Genomic DNA, 14,316 nt, shown 5'->3' with positions numbered 1-14,316 from the left:
CCGGACGGTCAGCCACGAACGGTGGCCATCGCCCGCTCCGGCTCGACCGGGTCGGCCTCGACAGCGGCTTCGGCGTCGATGGTCGACTCGGCCGAGGTCTCCCGCATGAAGTAGTAGGTGAGCAGCGAGATCGCGACACATCCGGCGACGTAGAAGAAGTACAGCGACTCCATCCCGGCCTTCTTCAACGCCAGGGCGATCATCTCGGCGGTGCCGCCGAACACCGCGACGGTGAGCGCGTAGGGCAGACCCACGCCGAGCGCACGGATCTTGGTGGGGAACAGTTCGGCCTTCACGATCGAGTTGATCGAGGTGTAGCCGGTGACGATCACCAGCGCGGTCATCATCAGGCCGAACGCCGCGAACGGGTTGGCGGTGTGCGCGAGCGCCGACATGATCGGCACCGTCAACAGTGTGCCCGCCACACCGAAGAAGATGAGCAGCTTGCGACGGCCGATCCGGTCGGAGAGCCCGCCGGCGATCGGCTGCAGCACCACGAAGACCAGCAGCGCGACGAAGTTGATCCAGGCCACGGTGTCCTTGGAGATACCCGAGGTGTTGATCATGAACTTCTGCATGTAGGTCGTGTAGGTGTAGAACGCGACGGTGCCGCCCATGGTCAGGCCCACCACCAGCAGGCATTCCCTGGGGTACTGCAGCAGCACCCGCAGCGATCCGCGCGAACTGCCGACCGCCGCCGCCGTGGTCTCGCCGGAGCCCGCGACGGCCTTGAACGAGTCGGATTCGTCCATGCCGCGGCGCAGCAGCATGACCACGATGGCGCCGCCCGCGCCGATCAGGAACGGGATGCGCCAGCCCCAGCTGTGCATCTGCTCGGAGGTGAGCACCTGCTGCAGGATGATCTGGACGCCGAGGGCGGTCAGCTGACCGGCGACCAGGGTCACGTATTGGAAGCTCGAGTAGAAGCCGCGCCGGCCCGGGGAGGCCACCTCCGACAGATAGGTGGCGCTGGTGGCGTACTCGCCGCCGACCGAGAGACCCTGCAGCAGCCGGGCCATGAGCAGCAGGACGGGTGCCGCGATGCCGATGGTGCCGAAGCCCGGGGTCACCGCGATCATCAGCGATCCGGCGGCCATCACCGTGACCGACAGGGTGAGCGCGGCGCGGCGGCCGAACCGGTCGGCGTAGCGCCCCAGCGCCCAGCCGCCGATCGGCCGCATGATGAATCCGACCGCGAAGACCGCCGCGGTGGAGAGCAATTGCGCGGTGGGGTCCCCATCGGGGAAGAATGCCTTCGCGAAGTACACGCTGAACGCGGCGTAGACGTACCAGTCGTACCATTCGACGAGGTTGCCGATCGAGCCACGCAGCACGTTCGCCACGACTCGCCGTTCACCGCCGGCCTGTGTTGTCGTCACCTTGAACCCTCCTCCATCGGCGCGGCCCTGCGCCGTCGGAGACCACTGTGTCGCCTGTCACAAGACGAGCGGAAGCGGTGGGGACGGTTCCTAACACTCCCTTAGGGCAATTCCTGCCGGACGGACCGCGCAGGCGCGGATCAGGGCATATCCAGCACGCTCACCGGAACCCCATAGGGGAGGAATCGCACGCGACGGCGTGCGTCGGTGTTGTCGCGATGCGCCCGCAGGGCCTCGAGCTCGTTCGGAAAGACCTGGTCGACCCTGGCCTGCCCATCGTCGTCGATGGTGTAGGCCGCCCACACGCCGCCGCCGGTCTCGCCGGTCGTCGCCCCCTCGGGCGCGGTGGGGCGAGGTTGTTGCGTGAATTGGCCGAACAGCGACGTCAGCGCGCCGAGCCCGCCCTGATCTACCCGACCCAGATAGTCACCGGCTTTGCCGAGCAGGTCGCGAAGTTCGTCGCCGGTATCCCGGAGCACGCGTTCGAATTCCTCGGGATCGATATCGAAAGGCCCGAAATTTGCCATCGCATATTCTCCTCGCGGGACGACTCTGCCTGAGTGGGGCGCTACGCCACAGTGTCCTCGCGAAATGACGGCTTCGCTACAAGCCCCGGTATCAGCTGGTCCCCGAGACGACGCAGAACTCGTTGCCCTGGGGGTCCTGCAGAACGGTCCAGGCGAAGCCGGGCAGGGAATGTTCACCGAGGACAGTGGCGCCCAGCGCCGTCAACCGATCGACTTCGCTCTCCCGGGCGGAGGTCTGGAAATCGACGTGCACCCGGTTCTTGGTCGCTTTCGATTCCGGGACCAGCTGGAACGCCAGGTAGCGGCCCTCCCCGAAACCCACACCCGGCGGCGCGATCATGATGTAGTCCCCGGCGTCGGCCAGGACCGAATAACCGAGGGCCGACGTCCAGAACGCGGCGAGCTCGGCAGGGTCGGTGCTGTCGATGGTTACGCCACCGAAGGCGATGGTCTCAGACACGCCGCCGACGATAGACGACGCCACCGACACATCGGTCGAAGGCGCTCACCGCCCGGCGGAGCCTTCTGCGGCTCTCGGCCGCGGGCCGCTGGCAGGCTTCGCGTGCTCTCGGCGTATGCCTCAGGGCCGCGCCGGACAACGTCGGCGCGGGAGGATTCGAAAAGCAGCGCTTCGCTTCGGCGTGACCGCCCGCCGCCGGAACGCCCCGTACTCGAAACGAGTACGGGGCGTTCGTTGTTCGGACGAGGGAGTTCGGCGCCGACTCAGATCCCGGCGTCGGGACGCGGGATGTCGCCCCGCCAGGCCCCGGTTTCGCGCCCCTCGCTCTCGATGAACTGCTTGAAGCGCTTCATATCACCGTTCACGCGATGCTTCAGCACACCGAGTTTGTCGGCGGCGGTCTCGACGAAGCCCTCCGGGTCGACCTCCATCTGCGCGGTGATCCGGGTGTGGGTGTCGTCGAGGCGATGGAAGGTGATGACCCCGGCGTGGTCGGGTCCGCTGTCGGATTTCCACGCGACGCGTTCGTCGGGGTGCTGTTCGGTGATGGTGGCGTCGAATTCGCGCGTCGACGGACCGACGTGGATGCGCCAGTGGGTGTGCCGGTCGTCGAGCTGGCTGACCTGCTCGACGCCCTCCATGAAATACGGGAATGTCTCGAACTGTGTCCACTGGTTGTAGGCGGTGCGGATCGGGACATCGACATCGACAGTCGCGGCTACCGTGCTCACAGGTACTCCTTCCCCGGTTCGTCGGCGTCACCGCCACGGACCGGCTTCGGTCACTGCCGACGAGCCGTCGCAGGCTCGTCGACTCGTACAGTGCGGGCCATACCCTGGGTCCGAAAGGGCAAACAGGAGTGGGGAACTCGGTCAGAATCCGGCGAGACCGGAGGCGAGGTCGGGGACGTCGAGCGTGTCGATCACCTGATCGCGCACGTCCGGGCACTGCTCGAGGGTCACCGTGTCGAGGACCTCGCGGTGGCGGGCCAGTGAGATGTTGATCGCGCCGTTGCGCAACGCCCAGTTGTGCACGGCACCGTTGAAGCTCGTGCGGGCCACGGCGGTGCCCTCGGACTGCCAGTTCCCGACATCGGCGCGCAGGGCGTCACACAACTGGGTGCTCGCCTCCGCCCCGATCATCGGCGCCTCGGTGGGGCCGGGATCCTGCCCGGGGCCGCGGGGTTCGGTCGTGGTGGCGCACCCCAGCAGGCTCGCCGCGGCCAGGGCGGTGAGCACTCCGACGCTGATCGGGCGGTGGTCGGTGCGGCGATGGCGGGTCATGGACTTCCTCCGATCGACAGCTCGGCAGCTGTGTCATCGAGTCGCATGCCCGCGATCGCCGCCGCCAATCAGTTCGGGCAACGGGATCGTCATGTCGGCCGTGCGGGGGAATGGGTATGCGGGCGGCAGATCGCGTTGACATCGAGAGGAGTTCGATCTCGTGGAGGACATTGTTCGGCCGATGATCGTCGTCGTGGTGACGGTGGCGATCACGGTGTCGGCGGGGCTGGTGATCGACCGGCTGCTGCGCTACAGCGCGCGTCGCCGGCCCGGCACCCATCTGCCGCTGCTGCTGCGCCGCACCCGGCTACCACTGCAGGTGTTGCTCGGCGTGGTGGTCCTGCGCGCCGCCTATCCCTTGGCGGAGCTGGACTCGCGCCACGACGCCGTGATCGGCAATATCCTTGCCGCCGCGGCGATCCTGGCCGTGACGTGGCTGGTGGTCCGGGTCGCCGACGCCGTCGCGGAGAATCTGTTGCGCCGCTATGCCGCGCGCACCAGCGAGATCTCGCGGGTGCGGCAGTTGCGCACGCAACTGGGGCTCGTGCGCCGGGTCGTCACGTCGATCCTGGTGGTGACGACCGCGGCAGTGGCCATCCTGTTGCTGTTCCCGAGCCTGCGCACGCTGGGTACGTCGCTGCTGGCCTCGGCCGGGGTCATCGGCATCATCGCGGGCGTCGCGGCGCAGTCGACGCTGAGCAATCTCATGGCGGGATTGCAGATCGCCTTCGGTGACTCGGTGAAGATCGGTGACACCGTGGTGGTGGAAGGTGAATGGGGGACCGTGGAGGAGATCACCCTGGCCTTCCTGACGGTGCGGATCTGGGACGACCGCAGGCTGACCATGCCGGTCTCCTACTTCAACAGCAAGCCGTACGAGAACTGGTCGCGAGGCGGGCCCGAGGTCACCGGCACGGTGCTGCTGCACCTGGACCACAGCACCCCGGTGCCGCTGCTGCGGGAGCACCTGCACGACTACCTGCGTGGCTGCCCGGAGTGGGACGGGCGCAGCTGGAATCTGCTGGTCACCGACAGCACGCCGACGAACATCGTGGTGCGGGCGGCGATGTCGACCTCGAACGCCGACGACGCGTGGACGCTGCGGTGCGCGGTGCGTGAGGAACTGCTGGACTGGCTCGGCAGGCGCCACCCGAACGCCCTGCCCAAGATCCCCGCCTCGATCATCTCCGCCGGTGACGGTGCGGCGGCGGAGGAGCCCGAACGGCCGGAAGTGCGCGTGCGCTGACGGCCGTGGCCGTTTCGTTCGGCAGCCGTGGGTATGCCCCGAACATGACGTCGTTCTGGTTGACCGATGCAGTTCTGCCCACCCGATTGCCGCTGGCCGGTGATCTCGAAGTCGACACGGTCGTCCTCGGCGCCGGCATCGTCGGCCTCACCACCGCGCTGCTGCTCGCCGAGAGCGGCCGGGAGGTGGCCGTGCTCGAAGCCAGGCAGGTCGGTGCGGGCACCACCGGCGCGTCGACCGCGAAGATCTCGCTGCTGCAGGGGACCAGGGCACAAACGATCGCGCACCGGCACGGGACCGCCGTGCTGGAGCGGTACCTGGCCGCGAATCGGGCGGGCTTCGACTGGTTGCTGGAGTTCTGTGCCACCCACGACATCGCCGTACAGCGGGTTCCCGCGCTCACCTACGCGCAGAACACCGAGGAGCGTGACGCGGTGCGCGCCGAGTACGAAGCGACCCGCGCGGCCGGCCTGCCGACCGAGCTGGTCGACGACCTCGAGGTGCCGTTCCCCGCGCACGGCGCGGTGCGCCTGCGGGAGCAGGCACAGGTCGATCCGGTCGCGGTCCTCGCCGCGCTGGCGGCCGACGTCGAGGCGCACGGCGTGCCGGTGTTCGAGTCGACGCGGGCGCGGCGGTTGCGCCGTCGTCGCGGTGGGGTCGTGATCGGCACGGGTCAGGCGGAGGTCTCGGCGGCGCACGTCGTCGTCGCGACCGGCACCCCGATTTTCGATCGGGGCGGCTACTTCGCGCGGCTGGTCGCCGAGCGGTCCTACGCGGCGGCGTTCGAGCTGACAGGGCCGGTACCCGAGCAGATGTACCTCAGCGCCGGGGGACCGACCAGGTCGCTGCGACGGTATCCGACGGAGACCGGCGGAGTGCTGCTCGTCGGTGGCAGCGGCCACGAGGTGGGGCGTGCCGGGTCCGAGGCCGGTCACGCCGAGGAACTGCTCGACTGGGTGAACCGGTGGTTCCCGGGTGCGCGGTTGCTCGATCGCTGGTCGGCCCAGGATTACCACCCGATCGGCGAATTGCCCTATGTCGGGCCGCTGCTGCCCGGGATGAACGAGGTGTCCGTGGCGACCGGCTTCGCGAAATGGGGCATGACCAACGGCGTCGCGGCGGCGCTGGTCTCGGCGGGGCGGCTCACCGGACGATCACCGCGCTGGGCCGGTGTCTACGACGCCTGGCGGCCGGGCGAGGTGACGGCGCTGCCCGCCGGCGTGCAGGCCAATCTCGCCGTGGCACGGTACCTGTCGACCGGGTGGCTGAACCTGTTCGGGACCGTCGCGGGCCCCGTTCCCCGGGAGGGTTGCGGCCGGGTCGAACGCCGGGGGCTGCACCCGACCGCGGTGTCCACGGTCGACGGTGAGACCACGGCGGTCTCCGCGGTCTGCCCGCATCTGCGGGGCATCGTGGAGTGGAACGACGCGGAGCGGACCTGGGATTGCCCGCTCCACGGATCCCGCTTCGCCCCGGACGGTTCCGTGCTGGAAGGACCTGCGACACAGCCACTTTCGTCACGCTGAGGCGCGCGCACGCACCACGACACGCAGCGCCACCGGGGGCGAGGGGATCGGTGAGATCGGCATCGTCGGCTCGGCCGCGGCGGTGGGCAACGCGATCCACCACGCCCCGGCGTGCGCGTGACATTCTTCTCTGTGCGCGCCCGCGATACCCCGTAGCGCGCGTCCGAACCATACGAGGTCATCCCCGCCCGCCGGATCGGATAACATCACTGCACCCTCTCGGTCCAGAAACCGGCCGGCAGAGTGAGTTTGCGCTCTGGCGCTCGGGATCGGAGGCTGCGTGCACACCGTGGTTTTGTGCTGTCCGGAAGAAGTCGCGCGGTGAGCACGGATTCGCTGGCCTTGGAGGCCACGTTGCAGCCGCGACGGCCGGTCTCGCTGCTGCTCGTCGAGGACGATCCCGGTGACGCGCTGCTGGTGGAGGAGATGGTCGCCGACCTCTCCCCGCGGCCCCGCCTGGACTGGGTCCGCACCCTCGCCGAGGTCGGTGACCGGCTGCGCACCGATGTCCCGGACTGCGTGCTGCTCGACCTCCATCTGCCCGACGCGCACGGGCTCGAGGCACTGGCCCGGATCAGGGGCCACAACGACCACGTCCCCGTGGTGGTGATGACCGGTCTCGACCAGGAACACACTGGACTGGACGCGCTGGCCTCCGGCGCGCAGGACTACCTGGTGAAGGGCCGGGTCGACCCGGAACTGTTCGGGCGGGCCGTGCGCTACGCCATTCAGCGGAAACAGGCCGAACGCACCAGCGCCGCGCTCCAGGCCAGCCAGATGCGGGCCCAGGAGAACTCCCGGCTCGAACGTGGCCTGCTGCCCACCCCGCTGCTCGGCATCGACCGGGCGGTCGATGTGGTGTCGCGCTACCGGCCCGGCCGCGATCACTCGTTGCTCGGCGGCGACTTCTACGACGTCGTCCAGGCTCCCGACGGGATCGTGCACGCGATCATCGGTGACGTCTCCGGCCACGGTCCCGACGCCGCCGCCACCGGGGTGGCGTTGCGGCTGGCCTGGCGCACGCTCGTGCTCAGCGGGGTGACCGGCGCCCGGCAACTGGGCCTGCTCGAGGAGGTGTTGCTCGCCGAGCGCGCCGATCAGCAGACCTTCGCGACCGCGACCAGCCTGGTGCTCGATCCCGCGACCGAGACCGTGCTCGTGCGCCGGGCCGGACACCCCGGCATGCTCCGGCACAGCGCGGCCGGCCTGCACTGGGTGGAGGTGCCGGGCGGACCGGCGCTGGGCTTCGTCCCGGGCGTCGCGCAGTGGCCCGCGCAGGAAGTCGCGCTGTCGGCGGACGCCGGGCTGATGCTGTTCACCGACGGACTGTTCGAGGGACGTGTCGGCGACGGGAGCGAGCGGCTCGGCGAGACCGGCCTGCTGGAGTTGGCTCACGCCCTGCGCGGCGAGCAGCCCGAGGCCTTCGTCGACGCGGTGATCGCGCGCGTGGAGGACTTGTCCTCGGCGGCAGGCGGTTTGGACGACGATGTGGCCATCCTGTACGTGCGGTGGCGTGCAACGATGCGGCGGACCCTGCCGTGACGACCGACGAGAGAGCAGGCCTGGCCATGCCGCGAACCAGCGGGCGTCCCCGTTTCGATTCCACCCTGACCGCGCAGGCGTGGTTCCAGCTGGTGCTGGCCCTGATGATCTTGGTGGTGATCGCCGGTGCGGCGGTAGGCGCGCAGATCATCGCGAACACGACCCGGGTCACCGATCGCCTGCTGGAGCAGACCGTGCCTGCCACCGCCGAGGTCTACCGCTTGCAGGGCGCCCTGGTGAACCAGGAGACCGGTATCCGCGGCTACGCGGTCACCGGTGACCCGCAGTTCCTCGAGCCCTACGACGTGGGCAGGCGGGAGGAGACGGCCGCCGCGACGCGCCTGCGCGAGCTGCTCGCCGGGCGTCCGGAACTGCTCGCCGACCTCGATGTGGTGGAGGCCGCGGCGGATCGGTGGCGTACCGATTACACCGACCCCCTCGCCGCGGCGGTCGCCGCGGGTACGCGGGGGATCGACACCGCGACGGCGGTGCGCGGCAAGACCCTCTTCGACGGACTGCGCGCTCGCTTCGTCACCCAGACCGACAACCTGCTGGCCGCCGTCGCCGTCGACAACGCCGAGCTGGACGCCGCGCGTACCCAGCGTGATGTCGTGTTGTCGGCGGTGGTCGCGGTGTTCGTCCTGACCGGCGTGCTGCTCGTCGTGCTGGTGCGGCGACTGGTCGTGCGGCCGCTGGGCTATCTCACCGATTCCTCGCGCCGGGTGGCGGCGGGGGACTTCGGTTCGCGGATCGAGGCGGTCGGACCGTCCGACATCGCGCTGGTCTGCGAGGCGGTGGAGAACATGCGGCACCACATCGTCGCCGAACTCGACTCCTCGCGGGTCCAGGAGGCGACTCTGCAGCAGCAGAAGCAAGACCTCGGGGTCCAGGCCGAGGAACTGCGCCGCTCCAATGCCGAACTCGAGCAGTTCGCCTACGTCGCCTCCCACGACCTGCAGGAACCGCTGCGCAAGGTGGCCTCGTTCTGCCAGCTGCTCGACAAGCGCTACGGCGATCAGCTCGACGAGCGCGGTAAGCAGTACATCGATTTCGCGGTCGACGGCGCCAAGCGCATGCAAATCCTGATCAACGACCTGCTCACCTTCTCCCGGGTCGGCCGGGTGTCGGAGGGCACCGAGCCGGTCGAGCTCGACGCGACGCTGGACGAGGCGCTGTCGGCGTTGTCGGCCATCATCGAGGAATCCGGCGCCGTGATCGAGCGCCCGGCGACGTTGCCCCGGCTCGTCGGCGAACCGACATTGCTGATCATGTTGTGGCAGAACCTCATCGGCAACGCTGTCAAATTCCGCACCGCCGGCCTCACGCCGGTGGTCCGCGTCTCCTACGAGCCGGCGGCCGACGACCCCCAGGAATGGCAGTTCTCGGTGTCGGACAACGGAATCGGCGTCGCCCCCGAGTTCGTCGAGAAGGTCTTCGTGATCTTCCAGCGCCTGCATCCGCGCGACGCGTACGGCGGGACGGGTATCGGCTTGGCCGTGTGCAAGAAGATCGTGGAGTTCCACGGCGGCCGGATCTGGATCGACACCGACTACCGCGACGGCACCCGGCTGTGTTTCACCCTCCGGGCCGACGCGCCCGCCCTGACCGCACCGCCCATCGAGAAAGAGGTCTCCGCATGACCGATCCCGGCCAGCCGATCGACATCCTGCTCGTCGAGGACGATCCCGGCGACGAGTTGATGACACGGGAAGCGTTCGAGGACAACAAGATCGGCAACACCTTGCACGTGGTCCGCGACGGTGAGGAAGCGCTGGACTTCCTCTACCGTGGTGGCGCCTACGCCGAGGCTCCGCGACCGGATCTGATTCTGCTCGATCTGAATCTGCCCAAGTACGACGGCAGGCAGGTGCTGGAGAAGATCAAGGCCGACCCGGAGCTCTCGCACATCCCGGTGGTCGTGCTCACCACCTCCGCGGCCGAGGAAGACATTCTGCGCAGCTACAAACTGCACGCGAACGCCTATGTCACCAAGCCGGTGGATCTCGATCAGTTCATCGCCGCCATCCGGCAGATCGACGAATTCTTCGTGCAGGTCGTGCGGCTCCCGCGCGTGCGGGAGCCGCGTGTACGGACCTAGCCCGCGGAGCTGCGCGGTTCGTCGGCGATCGCCGCCGCGAGGGTGTCGTAGACGGCGAGCAGCTTGTCCAGCCCGGTCAGCTCGATCGGCCGGGCCACCTCGCGGGAGGCGACGACACGCAGCTGGTCGGGTGCGGACTTGGACACGATCAGCAGTGCGCTGAGCCCCGCCGAGCCGAGGAACCCGACCTGGGTCATGTCCACGACGAGGGTCTTCCCGCGCTGCCGCGCCTGCTCCAGCGCGGCTTGCAGCTGGGGAGCCGATGCCATGTCCACTTCACCGCGGACACTGAGGATTTCGAATCCGTCCTGCGCGCGGCTCTGGACATCGAGCTCACGGAATCTGTCTTCGACGGTCACCGGAAGTCTCCCTGGTTGCGCTTGGCCACTGTGTACCCCTTGCCTCTGGCTTCGCCGGGTCGACGAGTCCTGCGAGCCGATTCTCGCGTAGGCAACCTACCCTATCCGCTCGGCGGTAAACGCCGCCCACGCGCCGTATTCGGCCGCCGCGGGCGACGGGCGGCTCGCCCGGGTCAGGTGTCGCATCGTCCGGTCCGTTCGTGGCAGGTCAGCAGCAGATGGTCGAAGGCGCTCACGACCTGTGGCGCCGGTCGCGGCACCGATTTCAGGTCCGAGATCACACAGGTGGCGATGTCACGCAACTTGGTGTTGGTCTCCTGCGAACGCCAGACCAGGACCTTGAACGCCTGCTCGGCGCTGATCCCGTACATGTGCATGAGCACTCCCTTGGCCTGCTCGATGACCGCGCGCGATTCCACCGCGCTCGAGATCGCGGCGTTCACCGCGGCTTTGGTCGCGGCGTCGACCGTCTCGGTCAGGTCCAGGTAGTAGCCGGTGGTGCCGACGGGCACGTCGTCGTCGTCGAGGATGCGGTCGGCGACGACCATCGCCGTGTGCGTCCGGCCGCCGGTATCGAGGAAGCGGTGCCTGCTCGAGAACGGCTCGCCGCGCTCGATGGTCCGGGCGATGAGGTCGGCGACGACGTCACGGTCGTCGGGATGCTTGTGCGACAGCAGCAGCTCGGTGGTGGGTTCGACCTGGCCCGGAGTGTAGCCGTGCATGCGGTAGACCTCGGCCGACCACTCCCAGCGCTGCGTGGTGAACCAGAACGTGAACGCGCCGACCGCCGACGGGGCATGTGCCTCGTCGACCGCGTCGTCTACACCGGGAAAATCGGATGACATCACCATGACACTACCGTCGTCGGGATCGTCGGCCGCCCGCTCGGCCGGGTCCGGCGGGCCCGCGCCGTCACGCCGTGCGGAATCGGCCCGGTCCTCTGCGCGCGGTGTCGTCGGGGGCGTCGAGGTGGTCCATGATCGACTCCCACCAGGACTGCAATGGGCTCGGTTCGGGCCAGCTGATGGTTTCGCCGGCGACCTCGTTGTCGTCCGGGTCGGGCGGTGTCGTCCGGCCGCGCTCGCGCTGGGTCATGCCGGTTCCTCCGTGGCGACCGGCTCCGCCCCCACCGGATGGTGGACCTGGTGCGGATAGGTCACCAGCTCGCCGGCCGGGTCGACCACCTCGAGGACGCGCCGCGACCACCCACCGTCCTCGACCACGAACAAGGAGGATCCGTGCGCGCGACACCGGGTCGCGGTCCGCACCAGTTCCCCGAAGCCCCGGCACGAGACGAAACCCAGTCCGCGCAGGTCGACGACGAACTGCCCGCCCGGGACCACCGTGTCGGCGCCGTGGTCGAGCATTCGCCGCCAGCGCGGCATCGTGAAGGCGTCGACCTCGCCGCGCGCTCGCAATCGCGTCGATCGGCCGCGATGCTCGAACTCGGCGCTCAGCCGTAGGCAGGCATCGCGAGGCTCATCGAGGAAAGCGGGAAAAGGGCTGTCGACGGCGGTCGGGAACGGGCCGTCGCGGCGCCGGTCGGGGAAGGGCAGAGACATCGGTGTGCTCGATTCGTCGGCACCAGCGGCCTACGGCCGCCCGCCCACACCCTGCATGTTGAAGGTCGGGAGGACCTCCCATTGCACCACACATTCCGCCGGCGGGTCGCCCAACAGGCGATATGGGCCGGTCAGGCCGCCTCGATATCGCCTGCCTGGGCACGCAGTCGAGTCAGGATCCGGGTGAGTTTGCGCGAGACGCTCATCTGCGACAGGCCCACTCGTTCGGCGATGTCGGACTGGGTCAGCGAGTCGTAGTAGCGCCACGACAGCAGCTGCCTGTCCTCGTCCGACAGCTGCGCCAGCAGCGGTCCCACCGTGAGCGCGTCCTCGGTGAGCGCGTAGAACGGGTCCTCGTCACCGATGCTGTCGGCGATGGACATGCCGGGGCCGCCGTCGGCGTCGGGCACCGGGAGATCGAGACTGCGGGTGTGGTGGGCCTCGGAGGCGGTCATCGCTCGGGTGACATCGGTGATGTCGACGCCCAGTTCGTCGGCCAGCTCGTAGGCGGTGGGGGACCGGTCGAGCTCACGGGTGAGCTTCTCGGTGGCGGGCCGGAGCCGCCCGTAGAGCTCCTTGTCGCGGCGCGGCACGTGCAGCGCCCAGGTGCGGTCGCGGAAATGCCGCCGGACCTCGCCCATCACCGTCGGAACCGCGAAGCCGAGGAACGGCGCGCCGTGGGTGACGTCGTAGCGATCGACCGCGATCACCAACCCGACCCGCGCGGTCTGCAGCAGGTCCTCGAAGGTCTCGCCGCGACCGGCGAACCGGCGGGCGATGTTCTCGGCCAACGGCAGGCAGGTATCGATGATCCGATCCCGCAGCGCTTCGTGCTCGGCCGAACGTGGGTCGGTCAGCGACAACTGGACGAACAGCGGTTCTGGCTTGTCGTAGGTGACGGTCTGGCTCATCGGGTCAGCTCCTGGCCTTCAACTGTGAGTACCGGTCGACTGGCAGGCTGGCAAGTCGGAAGGTATGGACCTTGTTGATCGAAGAGTTACCGTTTCGTGTCGTTCCCAAACCTCGTTGTCGATCGTCGGTCCCGGCGAGCCGGTCGATGCGCCGGGGCAGGGATGCGAAGCGGGACAGCCGGGTTCGGCCGGCGTTCGCCCGGCTGCCCGAGCTGTCGGAGGCCCGCGTACCCTGTGGCCCGTGGCGGCCCCGCTCGGGCCACGTCAACGCCACGAGGGGAGCCACGATGACGAACCCGCTCGACAGAGCGCTGGCCGAACGGCAGGTCCGGAACACGCGGCTCGGATGGGATGTGCAGGCCGAGATCAGCCAGTTGCTGATGCTGCGCGCCGTCGCCGAGACCGCCGCCATGGTCGCCGGATTCCTGATCGATGAGATCACCGACCTGCGTGTGGCGTTGGACGAGATCGCCACTTGCCTGATGGTGCACGCCGTGCCCGAAACCCGGATCCGGTGTGAGTTCTCCGCCGATAAGCGCGGCATGCGTATGGAGGTGGGCGCGGTGTCGATGGTGGCCGACCCCATCGACGAGACCGGCCTGGGCTGGCAGGTGCTCGAGGCGAGTACCGATCGCCTCGCCGTGGAGACGGGTCCGCTCGACCCCGACACCGGCGGACGTTCGGTCACCGTGGTGTTCGAGCGGGCGCGCACCCGCGCCTGAGGCGCTCCCGGCCGCTCGCGCCATCTCCGCCGCTGCCGCCGCTGCCGTTTCCGCCGAGCGGGTCCGGGTATGTCCGGTCGGACAGCATGATGAGCGCGAGGAGGATTCCGGTGAACGATGTGACACCGAACCGAACACGCGCCGAACACCGCGCGAGGACGACGACGGTGGAGCTCGACCTCGAGACCGTGTCGCTGGGTCAGGTCCGCCATACGGTTCGCCGGCTGCTGACGCAGTGTGCCGGCGTCGGAGTCGAGGACGCGGTGCAGGTGTGTGACGAGTTGGCCAGCAATGCTGTTCGCCACAGCGCGCCGGAGCGATCCTGCCGGTTGATCGTGGCAGGTCCGGCCCGATTCCGGGTGGAAGTCGACGACAGTTCGGCCACCCGACCCCGCATCCGCCGCCCGGACGGCACCGGCGGCACCGGGTTACGGCTGGTCACCCAGCTGTCCGCCCGCTGGGGCGTCGAGTATCGGGAGGCCGGCAAGACGGTCTGGGCGGAACTGGGCACCCCGAACCCGTGCTGAGTGGGGTCGCCGGGGTGTGACCGGCCCGTCAGCTGCCCGGGAGACAACGAGCATTTCTCCCCTCGCCGGTGCGGCGACCGATGCGCGGGCGCCGCTGGCGACCGGCGATCCGCTTGGCCGTTCGATCGCGACCCAGCGAACGCGACCGCGGAGAGTGTGGTCCACCCTCAGGCC

The 14,316-nt window shown here is 69.1% G+C and carries 17 protein-coding genes; 7 read left to right on the top strand and 10 right to left on the bottom strand.

Annotation, left to right across the window (positions count from 1 at the left end; genetic code table 11):
* Positions 1–8: 8 nt before the first annotated feature.
* The 5 genes from Q7X29_RS19590 to Q7X29_RS19570 form a co-directional block, all read right to left on the bottom strand.
* Positions 9–1,379, bottom strand: a complete 1,371-nt coding sequence (locus tag Q7X29_RS19590) for an MFS transporter (RefSeq protein WP_316574969.1) — start codon at positions 1,377–1,379, stop codon at positions 9–11.
* A 140-nt stretch (positions 1,380–1,519) separates the two neighbouring features.
* Positions 1,520–1,906 (bottom strand): hypothetical protein, encoded by a 387-nt coding sequence (locus Q7X29_RS19585; RefSeq protein ID WP_316574968.1) that lies wholly within the window; start codon positions 1,904–1,906, stop codon positions 1,520–1,522.
* Positions 1,907–1,997: 91 nt separating this feature from the next.
* Entirely contained in the window at positions 1,998–2,366 is a 369-nt protein-coding gene (locus tag Q7X29_RS19580) for a VOC family protein (protein ID WP_316574967.1), read from the bottom strand.
* A gap of 263 nt (positions 2,367–2,629) precedes the next feature.
* A complete protein-coding gene (locus Q7X29_RS19575; protein ID WP_218718065.1) occupies positions 2,630–3,097 on the bottom strand; it encodes an SRPBCC family protein in 468 nt (155 codons plus the stop codon).
* A 141-nt stretch (positions 3,098–3,238) separates the two neighbouring features.
* Positions 3,239–3,649: a hypothetical protein gene (locus tag Q7X29_RS19570; protein WP_316574966.1), complete on the bottom strand. Its 411-nt coding sequence runs from the start codon at positions 3,647–3,649 to the stop codon at positions 3,239–3,241.
* Between the two features lie 160 nt (positions 3,650–3,809).
* Here Q7X29_RS19570 and Q7X29_RS19565 point away from each other — a divergent pair, with 160 nt between their 5' ends.
* The 5 genes from Q7X29_RS19565 to Q7X29_RS19545 all read left to right on the top strand — a co-directional run bounded on the left by Q7X29_RS19565 (position 3,810) and on the right by Q7X29_RS19545 (position 10,061).
* Positions 3,810–4,895, top strand: coding sequence for a mechanosensitive ion channel family protein (locus Q7X29_RS19565; RefSeq protein WP_316574965.1), 1,086 nt, complete (start codon positions 3,810–3,812; stop codon positions 4,893–4,895).
* Positions 4,896–4,939: 44 nt separating this feature from the next.
* Positions 4,940–6,421: an FAD-dependent oxidoreductase gene (locus Q7X29_RS19560; protein WP_316574964.1), complete on the top strand. Its 1,482-nt coding sequence runs from the start codon at positions 4,940–4,942 to the stop codon at positions 6,419–6,421.
* Positions 6,422–6,742: 321 nt separating this feature from the next.
* On the top strand, positions 6,743–7,963 hold the full coding sequence (locus tag Q7X29_RS19555) for a PP2C family protein-serine/threonine phosphatase (RefSeq protein WP_316574963.1): 1,221 nt from the start codon (positions 6,743–6,745) through the stop codon (positions 7,961–7,963).
* 26 nt (positions 7,964–7,989) lie between these two features.
* A complete protein-coding gene (locus Q7X29_RS19550; RefSeq protein ID WP_449411950.1) occupies positions 7,990–9,603 on the top strand; it encodes a sensor histidine kinase in 1,614 nt (537 codons plus the stop codon).
* Positions 9,600–10,061 (top strand): response regulator, encoded by a 462-nt coding sequence (locus Q7X29_RS19545; RefSeq protein WP_218718061.1) that lies wholly within the window; start codon positions 9,600–9,602, stop codon positions 10,059–10,061. Before Q7X29_RS19550 ends, Q7X29_RS19545 begins: the two co-directional genes overlap by 4 nt.
* Here Q7X29_RS19545 and Q7X29_RS19540 read toward each other — a convergent pair.
* The 5 genes from Q7X29_RS19540 to Q7X29_RS19520 all read right to left on the bottom strand — a co-directional run bounded on the left by Q7X29_RS19540 (position 10,058) and on the right by Q7X29_RS19520 (position 12,893).
* Positions 10,058–10,420, bottom strand: coding sequence for an STAS domain-containing protein (locus tag Q7X29_RS19540; protein ID WP_218718060.1), 363 nt, complete (start codon positions 10,418–10,420; stop codon positions 10,058–10,060). The two genes, Q7X29_RS19545 and Q7X29_RS19540, sit on opposite strands and share 4 nt — an antisense overlap.
* A gap of 173 nt (positions 10,421–10,593) precedes the next feature.
* A complete protein-coding gene (locus tag Q7X29_RS19535) occupies positions 10,594–11,265 on the bottom strand; it encodes a PAS and ANTAR domain-containing protein (RefSeq protein ID WP_218718059.1) in 672 nt (223 codons plus the stop codon).
* Positions 11,266–11,332: 67 nt separating this feature from the next.
* Positions 11,333–11,515 carry a hypothetical protein gene (locus Q7X29_RS19530; protein WP_218718058.1) on the bottom strand — a complete coding sequence of 61 codons (183 nt, stop codon included), beginning with the start codon at positions 11,513–11,515 and terminating at the stop codon, positions 11,333–11,335.
* Positions 11,512–11,982, bottom strand: a complete 471-nt coding sequence (locus Q7X29_RS19525; protein WP_316574961.1) for an STAS domain-containing protein — start codon at positions 11,980–11,982, stop codon at positions 11,512–11,514. The genes Q7X29_RS19530 and Q7X29_RS19525 overlap by 4 nt, the downstream gene beginning before the upstream one ends.
* Before the next feature lie 131 nt (positions 11,983–12,113).
* On the bottom strand, positions 12,114–12,893 hold the full coding sequence (locus tag Q7X29_RS19520) for a SigB/SigF/SigG family RNA polymerase sigma factor (RefSeq protein WP_316574960.1): 780 nt from the start codon (positions 12,891–12,893) through the stop codon (positions 12,114–12,116).
* Positions 12,894–13,180: 287 nt separating this feature from the next.
* Between Q7X29_RS19520 and Q7X29_RS19515 the strand changes: the two genes are divergently transcribed.
* Together Q7X29_RS19515 and Q7X29_RS19510 are read left to right on the top strand one after the other, a co-directional pair.
* Entirely contained in the window at positions 13,181–13,615 is a 435-nt protein-coding gene (locus Q7X29_RS19515; RefSeq protein ID WP_218718055.1) for an ATP-binding protein, read from the top strand.
* Between the two features lie 110 nt (positions 13,616–13,725).
* A complete protein-coding gene (locus tag Q7X29_RS19510; protein ID WP_316574959.1) occupies positions 13,726–14,142 on the top strand; it encodes an ATP-binding protein in 417 nt (138 codons plus the stop codon).
* Positions 14,143–14,316: the final 174 nt, after the last annotated feature.

It is taken from the genome of Nocardia canadensis (assembly GCF_032656385.1).
Lineage (GTDB): Bacteria > Actinomycetota > Actinomycetes > Mycobacteriales > Mycobacteriaceae > Nocardia > Nocardia canadensis.
Note: the sequence above shows the minus strand (reverse complement) of the source record. Positions and strands in the feature narration are given on the sequence as shown.